The organism is Yersinia aldovae 670-83, assembly GCF_000834395.1.
GTDB classification, from domain to species: Bacteria; Pseudomonadota; Gammaproteobacteria; order Enterobacterales; family Enterobacteriaceae; genus Yersinia; species Yersinia aldovae.
In genome coordinates, this window is the sequence record NZ_CP009781.1 from 2,526,855 (window position 1) to 2,543,944 (window position 17,090).

Here is a 17,090-nt window from a genome sequence, read left to right on the forward strand (position 1 = left end):
TCAGCTTGTTCCAGATTGTTAAAGAGCAATATTTCACAACCCACTGTGTCTACGACCGCAGTACGTTTTGAAATAGTTTTTTTATATGGTGGAGCTAAGCGGGATCGAACCGCTGACCTCCTGCGTGCAAGGCAGGCGCTCTCCCAGCTGAGCTATAGCCCCATATAAAAAGCAAAATACCTTATCGGCATAACTCATTCTCAGACAAGACGCAGTCACGCGACGTTTATGGGTATAACCGCGTGTGTCTGTAACGCAGTATGAGGATGAGTTGGTGGGTCTGAGTGGACTTGAACCACCGACCTCACCCTTATCAGGGGTGCGCTCTAACCACCTGAGCTACAGACCCAACAAGGTACTAAAGCCCGACTAATCTCTCAGCCCGGCCTTATTTGCTCGTTACTTTCTATCAGACAATCTGTGTGGACACTGCGCAATGCGTATCGTTTAGGTAAGGAGGTGATCCAACCGCAGGTTCCCCTACGGTTACCTTGTTACGACTTCACCCCAGTCATGAATCACAAAGTGGTAAGCGCCCTCCCGAAGGTTAAGCTACCTACTTCTTTTGCAACCCACTCCCATGGTGTGACGGGCGGTGTGTACAAGGCCCGGGAACGTATTCACCGTAGCATTCTGATCTACGATTACTAGCGATTCCGACTTCATGGAGTCGAGTTGCAGACTCCAATCCGGACTACGACAGACTTTATGTGGTCCGCTTGCTCTCGCGAGTTCGCTTCACTTTGTATCTGCCATTGTAGCACGTGTGTAGCCCTACTCGTAAGGGCCATGATGACTTGACGTCATCCCCACCTTCCTCCGGTTTGTCACCGGCAGTCTCCCTTGAGTTCCCACCATTACGTGCTGGCAACAAAGGATAAGGGTTGCGCTCGTTGCGGGACTTAACCCAACATTTCACAACACGAGCTGACGACAGCCATGCAGCACCTGTCTCACAGTTCCCGAAGGCACCTAAGCATCTCTGCTAAGTTCTGTGGATGTCAAGAGTAGGTAAGGTTCTTCGCGTTGCATCGAATTAAACCACATGCTCCACCGCTTGTGCGGGCCCCCGTCAATTCATTTGAGTTTTAACCTTGCGGCCGTACTCCCCAGGCGGTCGACTTAACGCGTTAGCTCCGGAAGCCACGCCTCAAGGGCACAACCTCCAAGTCGACATCGTTTACAGCGTGGACTACCAGGGTATCTAATCCTGTTTGCTCCCCACGCTTTCGCACCTGAGCGTCAGTCTTTGTCCAGGGGGCCGCCTTCGCCACCGGTATTCCTCCAGATCTCTACGCATTTCACCGCTACACCTGGAATTCTACCCCCCTCTACAAGACTCTAGCTTGCCAGTTTCAAATGCAGTTCCCACGTTAAGCGCGGGGATTTCACATCTGACTTAACAAACCGCCTGCGTGCGCTTTACGCCCAGTAATTCCGATTAACGCTTGCACCCTCCGTATTACCGCGGCTGCTGGCACGGAGTTAGCCGGTGCTTCTTCTGCGAGTAACGTCAATCAACCGTGCTATTAACACGACTGCCTTCCTCCTCGCTGAAAGTGCTTTACAACCCGAAGGCCTTCTTCACACACGCGGCATGGCTGCATCAGGCTTGCGCCCATTGTGCAATATTCCCCACTGCTGCCTCCCGTAGGAGTCTGGACCGTGTCTCAGTTCCAGTGTGGCTGGTCATCCTCTCAGACCAGCTAGGGATCGTCGCCTAGGTGAGCCATTACCCCACCTACTAGCTAATCCCATCTGGGCACATCCGATGGCGTGAGGCCCGAAGGTCCCCCACTTTGGTCCGAAGACGTTATGCGGTATTAGCTACCGTTTCCAGTAGTTATCCCCCTCCATCAGGCAGTTTCCCAGACATTACTCACCCGTCCGCCGCTCGCCGGCAAAGTAGTAAACTACTTCCCGCTGCCGCTCGACTTGCATGTGTTAGGCCTGCCGCCAGCGTTCAATCTGAGCCATGATCAAACTCTTCAATTTAAGATTTGTTTGATTTGCTATGAGTTAACATAGCGATGCTCAAAGATTACTTTCTGCAAATATGCATTCGAACCGAAGTTCAAATGTGTACTGCTTTGGTCACTCTTCAAGACTTTGATATTTCTTCTGCCTGCCGAAACAGGCGTCGATATCGTCTTGCGAGTGCCCACACAGATTGTCTGATAAATTGTTAAAGAGCGTTCGTTACCCGTTTGCCTTGCGGCGAATCTTACGGTAACGCGGGAGGCAGATAATACGCTTTCCCGCTGAAGAGTCAAGAGTTTATTTGGTTTCTTTCGAAGTCAAACTCAATCATTTCTCTTCCTGACCCGGCGAAGTGTGTTTCGTTGTTCCCGGTCAGTGGAGGCGCATTATAGGGAGTTCCTGACAGCCTGCAACCCCTAATTTCAAAAAACTTTTCAACCGCTGAATCTTTAGTCAAAACGCCGTTAAATTGGCAGTTTTTCCAGCGTTGGAAAGCCATACCCCTGTAATACGGGCAATAAAGCATCAGTATCCGCGTTCAATGCCATGCAATAAGCGATGTTCTCATCCTGAGAAGAAACGACATTTTCTTGAGAAGAGATAAGCCAGGCAGTACGGCGGGCAATTGCTGCACCAGAATCGACCATTCGGGTGCCTTCTGGCAATACTTGCGCTAACTCTTCAGTTAATAGAGGGAAATGGGTGCAACCTAAAACGATGGTATCTGGCGGTTCACGCATGGCGAGCCACGGATGAAGGATTTTCTTTAATGCTTCCTTCGGAACAACACCACCATGCAACTTGGTTTCCGCCAGCTCCACCAGCTCAGATGATCCCAGTAACTCAATTTTGCAGTCTGTCGCAAAGCGCTCTATCAAATCACGAGTATAAGAAGCATGAACTGTGCCACGGGTCGCCAGTAAACCGACCACGCCATTACGGGTTAGCCGCACCGCCGGTTTGATAGCAGGGACCACACCGACAACAGGAAAAGCAAAACGCTCACGTAAAGCAGGAAGGGAGACGGTGCTGGCGGTGTTACAGGCGATGACCACAATTGCCAACGGGTGGCGCTGCTGTACGGCAGTGACAATTTCCACGACCCGCTCAATGATGAATTCGCCCGACTTTTCCCCATAAGGGAACGCGACGTTGTCGAAAGCATATATATAGTGGAGATCCGGCAGCAATTGCCGAATCTCCTGATAGACAGACAGCCCACCAACACCTGAGTCGAAAATCAGCGCTGTCGGGCGAGGAGCAGTATCAGCCTTAGAAGTTGTAACTTCCTGTGAGGTAATACTCTCGTCCAGCGGTTTTATAGCCATAAGCCGTTTCGTAATCTTTATCAAACAGGTTAGCAATTCTACCACGAACTGTTAGATGAGAAGTAACCGGATAAGCCGCTGAAACATCTACCGTGCTATAACTCGGCAATTCACGCTGAGTCGAGCTATAAGCAGAGGTACTATTGTCATAGCGTTTACCGTAATACTGATACGAAACGTCCATATCCAGTTTGAACATCGTCCAATCCAACTGATACTTGGCTTGCTGTTTAGAACGGCGGGCTAATACTTCGTTATTCTTATCATTACGTGGGTCCATATATTGTAATGTGACCTGATGATTGAAAATGCCGGTATCGAAGTTGCCCGTCCATTCAACACCTTTTATTGTTGCCGAATCGACATTGTAATACTGCCCCTTGTAAGTATTTGGGTCAGAGTAGTAATCAATCAGGTTTTCAATTTTGTAGTGATAAGCAGACAAGCGCCAATTAAGTGGCCCAGTCAGCCCTTCCAAGCCCGCTTCCCATTGGCGAGATTCTTCCGGCTTAAGGTCACTGTTGGATATGATCTCAAAGCGCTGCGAGCCATATTGCTGACCCAAGGAGGGTGCCAGGAATCCCGTGCCATAAGACACAGTCGCGCGATAGTCGGGAACAAACTCCCAGCCTGCCGCTGTTTGCCATGTTTCATGCCAGCCAAATTGCTCATCTTTGTCTGCACGGCCAGAGGCTTCTAGCGTCACGTTATCGAATTTCTGCTGCCCACTGAGATATAAACCGGTGTTATCGCGTTTATAAGTATCAGAGATAGTCTGGCTCGATGAGGTCAAACGCTGTTGCTGCCAGTCGAGTCCCCCGCTCAGCGTCCCACTTTCAAAGCTGTAAGTGTTACCCCATTGCACGTTACGTTGGTCCATATTGTCCAGCGTGGTAGCCACACCATAACGGCCATATTGGCGACTAAAGTTGTAGTCTTTATATTTCTGATAGCTACCGATTAATTGTGAGGAGTAGGCCCCCGAGGCGTAACGCAACCCAGCATCATAGGTGTGGTTATAGAGCCGCTCTTCATCACCGCTGTAAGCTGGGCTGAAAGGGATGCTGCCCACATCGTAATCCGTATTGTTAGTGTAACCATAGCCTCTGACGAAACCGGATACCTCTTGATTGAACTGGTGCTCCAGCCCGGCCCAGAAATTTTTATTACGAAAACCGTCCCGATCGCTATCGACTGGATTGGGTGAGTCAGGTTTGATATTAAAACCGTTGGTGGTTTGATAACCGCCCGCCAGCGTTGCCAAAGTATCACCAAAGCGCTGACGAACACTGCCATCATATTGCTGGTAACCTTTAGAACCAACGCCCGCATTAATCTGTGCGCCCTCTTGATCTGTCTGTGTGATGACGTTAATGACGCCACCAATGGCACCCGAACCATATACCGCAGAACGTGGTCCACGGATATATTCAACCCGTTGCACCAAAGAGATAGGGATTTGATTGAAGTTAACAGTATTGACAATACCGGTACGCGCAAGGGGAATACCGTCAATTAATACCAGCACATGGCGGGCTTCAGTACCACGGATATACATAGAAGAACCTTGGCCTAATCCCCCGGTTTGCGCTATATCAACGCCAGGCAACCGGCGCATCACTTCATTGAGGCTTTTTGCCTGCCAGCGGTCAATATCGTCGCGAGTAACAATATCGGTGGGTGCCAACACGGTAGAAACCGGTTGTTTGAATCGGCTGGCGGTAACCACCATTTCATCTTTATTACTTGTTGCGGTACTGTCCTGCGCCCATCCAGAAAAGGCTGTCACAGAAAGGGCTGTGAACAGCGTATATTTTTTAATTGTCATTAGAAAAGCATCCAAGCTTAATTAGCGGATGCCGCAGTGCCGTGGCCGGTGGTACGCGACGACCACGAATATTGCGACGTTATACCGGCAGGTTTTCGGGCTTGGGATCTCTGTTATCTGACTATGAATAAAACAGAGCGGGCGATGACTTCCCATCCTTACGGACAGTGTCTGGTTGAAACCTATCGCCGTGACTTCCCCTTACCGCTGCGCGTCAGCTCCGGATTTACACCGGATTCCCTTTTAACTCTTAAGTGTTTAAGTAACAGCATGAGGCCGGACCGCAATGCTACGATCAAGTAAAATAGATATCTAGACTTCCATTATTGTTACGCTGAATAAATACGACAAAACTGGACATCACTCCCACTTTCCCTACAATCCGCAGCAGTAACCCTTTCTTATAATGCCCAGACGAGAAGAAACATGACGCCCGACATCCTGCCGACCGACAGCTACGACCAACAACTGGCAGAAAAATCTGCCCGTCTTCAGGCGATGATGTCGCCGTTCCAGGCTCCTGCTGCGGAAATATTCCGTTCTCCGGTAGAACATTACCGCATGAGAGCCGAGTTTCGGGTTTGGCATGATGAAGACGATCTGTACCACATCATGTTTGACCAGCAGACCAAGCAACGCATTCGGGTTGAGCAGTTTCCGGTAGCGAATTTGCTGATTAATCGTTTGATGAGCGTACTGATGACCGCTATTCGTGCGGAGCCTCTGTTACGACGAAAACTGTTCCAGATTGATTACTTATCGACGATGAGCGGCAAGCTGATAGCTTCTTTACTGTATCACCGCCAATTAGATGAGGAGTGGCAACAGAAGGCGCTGGTGTTACGCGATCAGCTACGGGCGCAAGGCTTTGACGTGCAATTGATCGGGCGGGCAGCAAAAACTAAGATCATGTTGGATCACGACTATATAGATGAGGTGCTGCCGGTTGCCGGGCGCGATATGATCTACCGTCAGGTAGAGAATAGCTTTACCCAACCTAATGCTGCGGTGAATATCCATATGCTGGAATGGGCAATTGATGTTACCCAGAACGCCAGCGGTGATTTGCTGGAGTTATACTGCGGTAACGGCAACTTCTCACTGGCGCTGGCGCGTAACTTTGAACGGGTATTGGCAACAGAAATTGCCAAACCGTCGGTGGCAGCAGCGCAATATAATATTTCGGCTAATAATATCGATAACGTGCAGATTATCCGTATGTCGGCTGAAGAATTCACCCAAGCGATGCAAGGAATACGCGAGTTTAACCGCTTGAAAGGTATTGATCTGAGCAGTTATAACTGCGAAACCATTTTTGTCGATCCACCACGCAGTGGGCTGGATGACGAAACGCTCAAAATGGTACAAGGTTACCCGCGTATTCTTTATATCTCCTGTAACCCAGAAACGCTGTGCGCCAATCTGGAACAGTTACAGCACACGCATAAAATCAGCCGGTTAGCGCTATTTGATCAGTTCCCTTATACCCATCATATGGAGTGCGGGGTATTGCTGGAAAAACGCGACTGACGGGAAGCTAAAATACCAAAGGGCAACGCTCTGTTGCCCTTTGTCATGATGATGGTATATCACTTTCTGAAACAGACCGTTTTTAAGTCATTACGACGGTGGATTATCCGAACACCCGGTGTCCACCTCAGTCTGTGCCGATTTGCGGGTTTTTAGTTTGAAGATGATCCAGAACACCAGCACGACACTGAGGATCGAAGGGACAAAGTTAGAACCCATCGCTGGATGCTCAACCCGAACAATCGCGCTGTAGAGCAAGATCCCGAGCAGAAAACACGCCGATGCCAGCACCGGTATCCCTTGCGGCATAGCAAAATTAAGATAGCGCTGATGCAGGCAATAGATTGCCAATATTAATGTCAGCAGCGGAAAAATAGAAAAAGGCACAAAGGCGCTGAATAACACGTTAAATGAACCGTTTATTGCCAACCCGGTAATTAGTGCCAGTAGCAACGTGCCCATTTCGCGGTGAGGTTGTTTTTCCGAGAAAGATTGTTTTTTAGAGCAAGATTGTTCCATATTTTCCTTACCTTATTAAACGCGGGATGCAGCGAGCTTCTCCTGCTCGCGACGATACCAATAATAAGCTCCCTTCGAGATCATCCGCAGTTGTAACACCAGCCGTTCCTCTAACTGCCGCCGTTGTTCGGCATCAACGTCCAGCGCTTCTGCACCCGCACTGAAGACAATGGTGACCATCGCCTCTGCTTGCGCCTCGGTGAAACTGCGCGGCATGTGATTCTCCAGTTCGAGATAATCCGCCAGTTCAGCGATAAAATGCTGAATTTCACGCGCAACCGCCGCACGGAAAGCCGCTGAAGTCCCGGAACGCTCACGGAGCAACAAGCGAAATGCATTAGGATTATTGCCAATAAATTCCATAAAGGTGGATACTGACGTGCGAATAACGCTGCCGCCCTTGGCAATCCGTTGACGAGCCTGACGCATCAGTTGGCGCAACATCAGGCCGCTTTCATCGACCATTGTCAGGCCAAGTTCGTCAACATCTCGAAAATGCCGGTAAAAAGAAGTCGGCGCAATACCCGCCTCACGAGAGACTTCGCGCAGACTCAGGCTGGCAAAACTCCGTTCAGCGCTCAATTGGCTAAACGCCGCCTCGATAAGGGAACGACGAGTCCGCTCTTTTTGTTGTGCTCTGACGCCCATAATCGTACCCAAGGGATATCCAAACTCTCAATCTAAGACATATAGTCAACAATATACCAAACTTTATAGTAACAACCGTTATACAACCGCATTTTCACAACACTGAATTGTGGCTTTACAGCACACATCACGATGATTTACCTATTGTTGGTTGGGTTATAGTCGGGACAATGTTAATATCGCGTTGTAATTTTGTATAAAAATAGGTCTCTCCTACATGCAACAGCACTCCCATTTTGATGCCATTGTTATTGGCTCGGGTCCTGGCGGTGAAGGTGCCGCTATGGGGTTGGTCAAGCAAGGTGCCCGCGTTGCCGTGATCGAACGGTACAACAATGTGGGCGGCGGATGTACCCATTGGGGCACCATCCCATCCAAAGCTTTACGCCACGCCGTTAGCCGAATTATTGAATTCAATCAAAACCCACTTTACAGCGACAATGCCCGAACCATCAGTTCTTCTTTCGCTGATATTTTAAACCATGCGGACCGCGTTATTAACCAGCAAACCCGTATGCGTCAAGGCTTTTACGATCGCAATCACTGCCAGATGTTCTCCGGTGATGCCAGTTTTATAGATGCCAATACCATCAATGTGCGTTATGCCGACGGCACCAGCGATACATTGCGCGCTGACAACATCGTGATTGCCACCGGTTCACGCCCCTATCGCCCAGCAAACGTTGATTTTACCCACGAACGTATTTACGACAGTGATACCATCTTGCAACTCAGCCATGAACCACAGCATGTCATTATCTATGGCGCAGGAGTGATTGGCTGCGAATATGCTTCCATTTTCCGTGGCTTGAGTGTCAAAGTTGATTTAATCAATACCCGCGACCGTCTGCTGGCATTCCTCGATCAGGAAATGTCCGATGCCCTCTCTTATCATTTCTGGAATAACGGCGTGGTTATCCGCCATAACGAAGAATTTGAGCAAATTGAAGGGACGGTTGATGGGGTTATTGTTCATCTAAAATCAGGCAAAAAGGTCAAAGCGGATTGTTTGCTGTATGCCAATGGACGCACCGGTAATACCAGTGGCTTAGGCTTGGAAAAGATTGGGCTGGAAGCGGATAGCCGTGGTCTGTTGAAGGTCAACAGCATGTATCAGACAGCGCTTTCCCATGTGTATGCGGTTGGGGATGTGATTGGCTACCCAAGTCTGGCCTCTGCGGCTTACGACCAAGGGCGAATTGCAGCACAAGCGATGATCAAAGGCGAAGCGAATACTCACCTGATTGAAGATATTCCAACCGGTATTTACACCATTCCTGAAATCAGCTCGGTCGGTAAAACCGAGCAGGATCTGACAGCGATGAAAGTGCCTTACGAAGTGGGCCGCGCGCAGTTTAAGCATCTGGCGCGAGCACAAATCGTCGGCATGGATACCGGCAGCTTAAAAATCCTGTTCCATCGGGAAACTAAGCAGATTCTGGGTATTCATTGCTTTGGCGAACGTGCGGCGGAGATTATCCACATCGGTCAGGCCATCATGGAGCAAAAAGGTGAAGGTAATACTCTCGAATATTTCGTCAATACTACCTTCAACTACCCGACGATGGCTGAAGCCTACCGAGTGGCAGCACTCAATGGCTTAAACCGCTTGTTCTAACGTTTCGGTTATAGCTGCCTGACTCATACGCGGTTGCATGTGCTCACGTATCGCCTCGGCCAGTTGCTCATAGCGGCCACGCAATGGGGAACCAGGGCGATACACCAATGCAATAGTACGTTTAGGCACAGGTTTGTAGCACTCCAGATAACATACACCGTCACGCTTTCTTTCATTCGGCACCGCCAGCGATGGCAGTAGAGTAATGCCGCTCCCGGCTGCGACCATATTGCGCAGAGTTTCCAGACTTGTGGCGCGGAAATGGGTATCTTCATCAGCACCGGCCTGGAAACAAAAGCCCATCGCCTGATCGCGCAAGCAGTGGCCGTCTTCCAGCATCAATAACTTCTCGCCCGCCAGTTCGTGCATTTGCACCCGCTCACGATCCGCCCACGGATGATCGGCATAAATAGCCAGGCTCATCGGCTCATCAAAGAGTGGGACTTCGATAAAGGCTTCTGTCTCTTTGACCAGCGCCAGAATAGCGCAATCGAGTTTACCGCTGTCTAACTGAGCCAAAAGATTCTGCGTTTGTGCTTCATGCAGGTACATCTCCAATTTCGGGAAGGCCCGATGCAGCATAGGGATGATTTGCGGTAACAAATAAGGTCCGACGGTAGGAATAAGCCCAATATGCAACGGGCCAGACATACTTTCGCCCTGCAAGCTGGCCATCTCTTTAAGCACTTTCACTTCGCGCAAGACGGTTCTGGCTTGCTCCACCAGCAATAACCCGGCTTGAGTAAACAGTACTTTACGGCTGGTTCGCTCTAACAACATCACGCCCAGTTCATCTTCCAACTTGCGAATCTGGCCGCTTAATGTGGGTTGGCTGACGTGGCAAGAGTCGGCGGCACGCCGGAAATGCCTGAATTCAGCCAGCGCCACCAGGTATTCTAAATCACGAATATTCATCGGTGCTCCGCTTTATGATAGCCATTGACGATAGATAAGATAGCAATCAGTGATTAGAACTATCAAGTGATAAAATGAATAATGTGTCCCAACGAAGCGATACCCAGAAGAATCTGAATATTTCATTTTTCAATTAAGGAGTTACAGATGTTTACCCGCCAAGAAGGTAAAAAAATCCCACAGGTGACATTCCATACCCGTCAGGGCGACCAGTGGGTTGACGTAACCACCGACGAGCTATTTAGCAACAAAACAGTGATTGTTTTCTCACTGCCGGGTGCCTTTACCCCGACTTGTTCCTCCAGCCATCTGCCGCGTTATAACGAGCTGGCCGGTGTATTTAAACAGCACGGTGTTGATAGCATTTTGTGTGTCTCCGTCAATGATACTTTCGTGATGAATGCCTGGAAGTCTGACCAACATGCTGAAAATATCACCTTTATTCCTGACGGTAATGGCGAATTCACCAAAGGCATGAACATGCTGGTTGAAAAAGCTGATCTGGGCTTTGGGCCACGCTCATGGCGCTACTCCATGCTGGTGCGTAACGGCGTGGTTGAGAAAATGTTTGTTGAGCCAAATAAGCCAGGCGACCCGTTTGAAGTGTCCGATGCCGATACCATGCTGAAGTATCTGGCCCCTGATTTTAAAGTACAGGAATCTGTATCTGTCTTTACTAAACCAGGCTGCCCATTCTGCACCAAAGCAAAACAGATGTTGCAAGAACGTGGGATTCAGTATGAAGAGATCGTGCTGGGTAAAGATGCAACTACCGTCAGCCTGCGCGCAGTGACAGGCCGTGGAACCGTACCACAAGTGTTTATCGGTGGCCGCCACATTGGTGGTAGTGATGATTTAGAGAATTACTTATCCGCTTAATAATATTAATAGAATGAAAATATAGTGATTTAACTTGGTAGGCTTCGGCCTACCTTTTTTTCCTGTTATGGAGCAGACATGAAAACCTTAAACGTTGATGTCGCCGTGATTGGCGGCGGCACCGCTGGGCTTGGCGCTTATCGCGCTGCCAAACTATCAACCCCTAGCGTGGTAATGATTGAAGGCGGCGAGTACGGTACTACCTGTGCCCGTGTCGGTTGTATGCCATCCAAACTACTGATTGCGGCGGCTGAAGCGGCGCATCAGATTGAAAAAGCCCACGAGTTCGGTATTCACCCACAAGGCAGTACCAAGATTGATGGCGGTGAAGTAATGGATCGCGTAAAACGCGAGCGTGACCGTTTTGTCGGTTTTGTATTGGAAGGTGTCGATAACATCCCTGCTACTGACAAAATTAAGGGGTATGCCCGTTTTATTGATGATAACACTCTACAAATTGATGATAATACACGCATTATTGCACAGCGCATTGTGATTGCTACCGGTTCTCGCCCAAGCTGGCCCGCCGCCTGGAATGAGCTGGGTGACCGTCTGATTGTCAACGATGATGTCTTTAACTGGGATGAGCTGCCAGAATCAGTGGCTATTTTCGGCCCCGGCGTTATCGGGTTGGAACTGGGTCAGGCACTGCATCGGTTAGGCGTTCAAGTCAAAATGTTCGGTGTTGGTGGTGGTGTTGGCCCTCTGACCGACAGCATTGTACGCAATTACGCAGCAAAAACGCTGGGTGAAGAGTTCTATCTTGATCCCGATGTGAACGTTGAAATCATGCAGCGCGAAGGGGACAAAGTCTTTATCCGTTATCGGGATAAAGCCGATAAATCACAAGAGATTATGGTGGATTACGTTCTGGCCGCCACCGGTCGCCGCCCAAATGTGGATAAGTTAGGTCTGGAAAATACCTCACTGACCCTTGATGAGCGCGGTGTGCCGCAAGCTGACCGGTTGACGATGCAAACCAGCGTGCCACATATCTTTATTGCCGGTGATGCCAGCAACCAATTGCCGTTATTGCATGAAGCCAGCGATCAGGCTCGTATTGCCGGTGTGAATGCCGGTGGATTCCCCGAAGTCGTACCCGGTTTACGCCGCAGCCCAATTTCCGTGGTGTTTTCTGATCCGCAAATGGCAATGGTAGGCTCCACTTTCCGCGAATTGGCACAAAAATTCAGTGCCTGCGGGTGCTTTGAGATTGGTGAAGCCTCTTTTGAAGATCAGGGCCGCTCGCGTGTCATGCTGAAAAATAAAGGTATTTTGCGAGTTTACGGTGAACAAGGTACCGGCCGTTTCCTTGGCGCTGAAATGATGGGGCCAGGTGCTGAGCATATCGCGCACCTACTGGCATGGGCGCATCAGCAACAAATGACGGTCGATCAAATGTTGGATATGCCGTTTTACCATCCGGTGATTGAGGAGGGTTTACGTACTGCGCTGCGCGATTTGCAGTCCAAATTACGATTAGGTGCTGATGAAGCTGAACGCTGCCTACGTTGCCCAGGTGAATAATCCGGCGAACTGGCATTTCTGACTGACCAGACCGGGTTTTATACCCGCTCACGGCGAATCAGTCTTGCAAGGTGAAGATAGGCGGGGAGTAAAGCGCCCGCGCCAAGGATGGCGCGGCGCGAACCTACATGAACGTATTTATGGCGTCGTTGCGAAAGCCCTCTGTTTAGTAAAACCAGAAAACACTCTCAGCGTGTATTTTTAATATTAAAATCAATCGGTAAGGTTATTTTCACTTGCCCGTGCGTTAACATCTCGGCGGGCGGTTTAGGCAAAGGTTGGGCGCGCTGAACGGTAGCCAGTGCCTCGCGATCCAAAATCGCGGTTCCGCTACTATTAATCAGTTGAACCGAAAGAACATGCCCATCTTTATTGACCACAAAACGAACAGTCGCTGACCCCTGCCTGCGCTGCTTTCTGGCACCCGGTGGATAACGTTTGAAGTCTAGTAGGTGCCCTTGTAGACGGTTTCTCCAGTTTATTTTAGCCTGCCGATTGTGCGTTGAATCGCTGTTTACCGCAGCGGCAACGTGGTGACTTTCACCTGACAGCGTAGCGCTGCTTGCCACTGCGGGGGGAGATGGCTTACTCGGATTCTGCTGTTTTTTCTCAACCACCGGTTTGCGCGCTTTCACCGCTTCCTGTTGAGGGCGGTCAGCCTTTATCGGCTCTTTTTTAGCAACAATCAATAGCGCATCAGGCTGTTCTGGCGCAGTGAGAGAGTCGTTCACCTCTTCTGGCTGGCTTTCCTGTTGTTCAATCTCTGGCTCACTAAAATCCTGAGATAGCCCCACAGCAGGAGTTTGCTGAGAATTAGGGGTAAACTCGGGGTCGCTCGACAACATCAGCATCACAGCAGCAGGGAGATCTTCTGTTAGGATAACGGGTACAAAGGGTGCACTCAGCAACCAAAGTAAATAGATATGAACTCCCCCAGTGCAGAATGCACTCCCCCACCAAAGCCTAATGTTGCTACTGTTTCGTAGTAATCTGTTCATCAATAAAATCACTGAATTCCTTTATATTTCAATCAAATTAAACACGCTAACCTGGATTCCTACTCTTCAGCTAATGCCATATGCAAACGATCAGTTAGAGGTTTAAACAGATAATTGAGCAGCGAGCGCTCGCCGGTACGAATGAAAACATCGACAGACATACCAGGGCGAATTGCCAGTGCAGTTTGAGCGATATCAATCGCGACGGTGAGAGGATAGTAGGGCTGCAAGGTCTGTGGATGCTGGATGCGGTCAGCGCCAACATGTAAAACAGAACCCTGCAATTTAGGGGTATTACTCTGATTAAAAGCAGAAAAATTCAGATCAACGGGTAAACCGATCGCCACCTTGTCAATTAGCTCAACGGGTAACTGGGCTTCAATTAATAACGGCTGCCCACTGGGAACCAACTCCATTAATGTCTGCCCGGTACTGACCACGCCCCCAATGGTATGCTGAGCAATCGCGATGACGACCCCGCTGACCGGTGCATAGAGACGAGTATTCTCCAATTCATATTCCGTAATGCTCAAACGCTGGGCGAACTCTTGTGTACTTTGCTGCGCTTTAGCCAATTGCTCGCGGTTTTCACTTTGATATTGCTCATGTCGCTGTGAAATATGTTGCTCAGTTTCATCGATCAGCTTATGAGTCTCCGCAATATCACTGGTGTCCTGATCTATCTGTGCATGTAGTGAAAGAGCCTGACGCTCCATATCCAGCAACTGATTTTTGGCAACATGACCATTTTTCGCCAGCAATTGGATACCTTGTAGTTGGCGTTGGAATAAGTCGGATTGGCGCTGATTATTACTCCGCATCACCTGCAAACCCTTGAGCCGATCCTGGTATCGAGTAATTTGTGCAGATAATCGGGCGATCTCGCTTAGTTGAGCCTGACGGCGATGCTGGAAAAGCTGCCGCTGCAACACAATGTTACGCTCAACCAAAGAGTGCTCAGGATGATCGAGCAATATCTGAGGGAAACTAATTTCAGCCAGTTCATTCTGCTCCGCGGCTAAACGGGTTTCCTGTGCCAACGCACTCAGATACTGATGCTGTAGATTATCCCGCTGGTTACGTATCACCGTATCATCCAGTGTAATCAGTAACTGACCCGCAATAACCTCATCCCCCTCCACGACATGTAACTGCTGGATTCGCCCCCCTTGCAGCGACTGGATCACTTTGCGGTTTTCCGCGACCACCACCTTTCCCATCACGGCAATCCCTTTATCCAACGGTGCCAAACCTGCCCAAAGTAAAAAACCCACAAAACCCGCCAAAACCATGACACCGCCAAGACTGAGGTAAGCCGCACTATTGGTCTGAAGCCGAGGTGCCCTTCGCTGCTGGGGTGTCGAATGACCTGAATCAGGTAACATCATTTATCTCCGTCCGTGGTTTTTATGATTATGATTTTTGTGATGCAGTGCGGATGGGGGCAACACCATATGACATGCCGCTCCCCCACGTTTTACGCGTGGCCTCAGCAGGAGCTACCGCCTTAGCTTTAGTCTGAGAGCTTTGCAATATCGTTTGAGTGCTACCGAATAACTCCATTTGGCCATTTTTCAAAAACAGCAAATAATCGCTACCCGATAACAGTTCTGGTTTATGGGTTACCATCACAATGGTACTGCCTTGCTGTTTTAATTGGCTGATACTGGCTAATAAGGCGTCTTCGCCAATCTTATCCAGACTGGCATTGGGTTCATCAAGCACGATAAGCCGTGGCATACCATACATGGCCCGCGCCAATGCAATTCGCTGCCGCTGCCCCCCAGATAGTCCCTCGCCGTCATCCCCTAACGGGGTGTCATAGCCTTGTGGCAGATGTAGAATCAAATTATGCACATCAGCCCGTTGTGCGGCCGCGATAACTTTTGCAGTATCAATCGGGCCAAAACGCGCAATATTTTCAGCGATCGAGCCACGAAATAGCTGGATATCTTGGGGCAGGTAACCAATAAATTCCCCTAAATGACTTTTATCCCACTGAGAAAGATCCGCGCTGTCCAGACGAACCGAACCACTGAACGCGGTTTGGCTCGCGACTAACAGTTTTGCCAGCGTGGTTTTACCACTGCCTGACGGCCCCAACACCCCCAGAACATCACCCGGTTGCAGTTCAAAGTTGATAGATTGCAGAACCGGGGTATGCGTGCCCGGCTTGCAAACGGTAAGTTGTGTCACGCTCAATCTCCCCTGAGGCGGCGGCAGAATCATACCGGTCACGGGCAGAGGGTGTTGCGCTAGCAGAGATGAGAGACGTTGGTAAGCCAACCGCGTGTGGCTCCACTGTTTCCACACCGCAATGAGCTGGTCAATTGGCCCGAGCACCCGGCCAACCAAGATAGAACCAGCAATCATCACGCCAGCGGTAATCGCCCCATCGATTACCAGCAGCGCTCCCAGCCCTAGCATCATGGATTGCAACGCCTGACGGCTGGATTTAGATAACGCCGTCACCCGGCTACTTTTATCGCTGGCAATATTTTGCTGGTAGAGAAAATGTGAATGCTGCTTCAACCAGCGCTCACGCAACGCTTTTAGCATCCCCATCGCTTGAATGGCATCCGCGTTTCGCAGATTCGCATTCGCCTGTTGCGTCGCTTGTGAGGTGATGGTTGAGGCTTCCTTCAATGGTTTTTTGCATATCACATGGTTGATCCAGGCAAGGAAAACCAGTAGAACCGCGCCCAGCCCCGCCAATACACCAAGCCAGGGGTGAAGAATAAAGATCACCAGCAAATAGAATGGGAACCACGGGGCATCAAAGAAGGCGAACAGAGCATTGCCAGTCGCAAACTGCCGCAGAGTGGTCAGGTCGTTCAACGCTTGCGCAGCCTGCACTTTTTGTCCATTGAGGTTAGAAGCAAATGCCGCATTAAAAACCTGCTGATTCAATTGCATATCAATACGTGTTCCCAAACGGATAACCACGGCGCTGCGCACCCATTCTAATAAACCAATAAATGCAAATATGGCTAGCACAAGAATAGTTAGCATTAGTAACGTCATAGTATTTGCCGAAGCCAGAACACGGTCATAAACTTGCAGCATATAAATAGCCGGTGCCAGCATCAGCAAATTGATGACAGCAGTAAATAGGCCGATGCCCCAAAGGCTTTTCTTATGATGAGCCAGAGCCGAAATAAGTGTTGGTGATACCAATGAAGAACTGGCGTTTTTACTTGATTCCATGACATCCATTTCCATACTGAAAGCAGTATTATTATAAAAACTATCGTGGCTGACTTTCACTTGTGAGAATTGTTTTATTCACCAGAACACAATAATTTTCAGGACAATTTTAT

General features: G+C 49.5%; 12 protein-coding genes, 2 tRNA genes, 1 rRNA gene and 1 riboswitch. Of the genes, 4 read left to right on the top strand and 11 right to left on the bottom strand.

Annotated elements, in window-relative coordinates:
- Positions 1-86 precede the first annotated feature (86 nt).
- The 5 genes from AT01_RS11505 to btuB form a co-directional block, all read right to left on the bottom strand.
- A tRNA-Ala gene (locus AT01_RS11505) sits at positions 87-162 on the bottom strand.
- Between the two features lie 110 nt (positions 163-272).
- Positions 273-349 (bottom strand) — tRNA-Ile (locus tag AT01_RS11510).
- Between the two features lie 103 nt (positions 350-452).
- Positions 453-1,995 (bottom strand): 16S ribosomal RNA (locus AT01_RS11515).
- Between the two features lie 449 nt (positions 1,996-2,444).
- A complete protein-coding gene (gene murI / locus AT01_RS11520; RefSeq protein ID WP_042547247.1) occupies positions 2,445-3,308 on the bottom strand; it encodes a glutamate racemase in 864 nt (287 codons plus the stop codon).
- Entirely contained in the window at positions 3,253-5,136 is a 1,884-nt protein-coding gene (gene btuB, locus AT01_RS11525; RefSeq protein ID WP_042547248.1) for a TonB-dependent vitamin B12 receptor BtuB, read from the bottom strand. The genes murI and btuB overlap by 56 nt, the downstream gene beginning before the upstream one ends.
- A 69-nt stretch (positions 5,137-5,205) precedes the next feature.
- Positions 5,206-5,432, bottom strand: a riboswitch (cobalamin riboswitch).
- A gap of 130 nt (positions 5,433-5,562) precedes the next feature.
- Here btuB and trmA point away from each other — a divergent pair.
- Positions 5,563-6,666 (top strand): tRNA (uridine(54)-C5)-methyltransferase TrmA, encoded by a 1,104-nt coding sequence (gene trmA / locus AT01_RS11530; RefSeq protein ID WP_042547249.1) that lies wholly within the window; start codon positions 5,563-5,565, stop codon positions 6,664-6,666.
- A 90-nt stretch (positions 6,667-6,756) separates the two neighbouring features.
- Here trmA and AT01_RS11535 read toward each other — a convergent pair whose 3' ends face one another.
- Complete coding sequence (locus tag AT01_RS11535; protein WP_004704555.1) at positions 6,757-7,185, bottom strand: YijD family membrane protein; 429 nt, start codon at positions 7,183-7,185, stop codon at positions 6,757-6,759.
- A 15-nt stretch (positions 7,186-7,200) separates the two neighbouring features.
- A complete protein-coding gene (gene fabR / locus AT01_RS11540) occupies positions 7,201-7,833 on the bottom strand; it encodes an HTH-type transcriptional repressor FabR (protein ID WP_004704556.1) in 633 nt (210 codons plus the stop codon).
- Positions 7,834-8,050: 217 nt separating this feature from the next.
- Here fabR and sthA point away from each other — a divergent pair, with 217 nt between their 5' ends.
- Positions 8,051-9,451 (top strand): Si-specific NAD(P)(+) transhydrogenase, encoded by a 1,401-nt coding sequence (sthA, locus tag AT01_RS11545; RefSeq protein WP_042547250.1) that lies wholly within the window; start codon positions 8,051-8,053, stop codon positions 9,449-9,451.
- On the opposite strand, the gene oxyR is transcribed toward sthA, so the two are convergent.
- Entirely contained in the window at positions 9,434-10,366 is a 933-nt protein-coding gene (oxyR, locus tag AT01_RS11550; protein WP_042547251.1) for a DNA-binding transcriptional regulator OxyR, read from the bottom strand. The genes sthA and oxyR overlap by 18 nt on opposite strands.
- A 147-nt stretch (positions 10,367-10,513) precedes the next feature.
- Between oxyR and AT01_RS11555 the strand changes: the two genes are divergently transcribed.
- The gene (locus AT01_RS11555; RefSeq protein WP_004704558.1) at positions 10,514-11,245 is read left to right on the top strand and encodes a glutathione peroxidase; all 732 of its coding nucleotides are present in this window, start codon (positions 10,514-10,516) and stop codon (positions 11,243-11,245) included.
- A gap of 78 nt (positions 11,246-11,323) precedes the next feature.
- Positions 11,324-12,772 carry a dihydrolipoyl dehydrogenase gene (locus tag AT01_RS11560; RefSeq protein WP_042547252.1) on the top strand — a complete coding sequence of 483 codons (1,449 nt, stop codon included), beginning with the start codon at positions 11,324-11,326 and terminating at the stop codon, positions 12,770-12,772.
- A gap of 188 nt (positions 12,773-12,960) precedes the next feature.
- On the opposite strand, the gene AT01_RS11565 is transcribed toward AT01_RS11560, so the two are convergent.
- From AT01_RS11565 to AT01_RS11575, 3 genes are read right to left on the bottom strand one after another with little or no spacing between them, the layout of a single operon-like run.
- A complete protein-coding gene (locus AT01_RS11565; RefSeq protein WP_042548601.1) occupies positions 12,961-13,770 on the bottom strand; it encodes an energy transducer TonB in 810 nt (269 codons plus the stop codon).
- A 59-nt stretch (positions 13,771-13,829) separates the two neighbouring features.
- Entirely contained in the window at positions 13,830-15,155 is a 1,326-nt protein-coding gene (locus AT01_RS11570; RefSeq protein ID WP_042547253.1) for an HlyD family type I secretion periplasmic adaptor subunit, read from the bottom strand.
- Between the two features lie 28 nt (positions 15,156-15,183).
- The gene (locus tag AT01_RS11575; RefSeq protein ID WP_042548602.1) at positions 15,184-16,977 is read right to left on the bottom strand and encodes a type I secretion system permease/ATPase; all 1,794 of its coding nucleotides are present in this window, start codon (positions 16,975-16,977) and stop codon (positions 15,184-15,186) included.
- Positions 16,978-17,090: the final 113 nt, after the last annotated feature.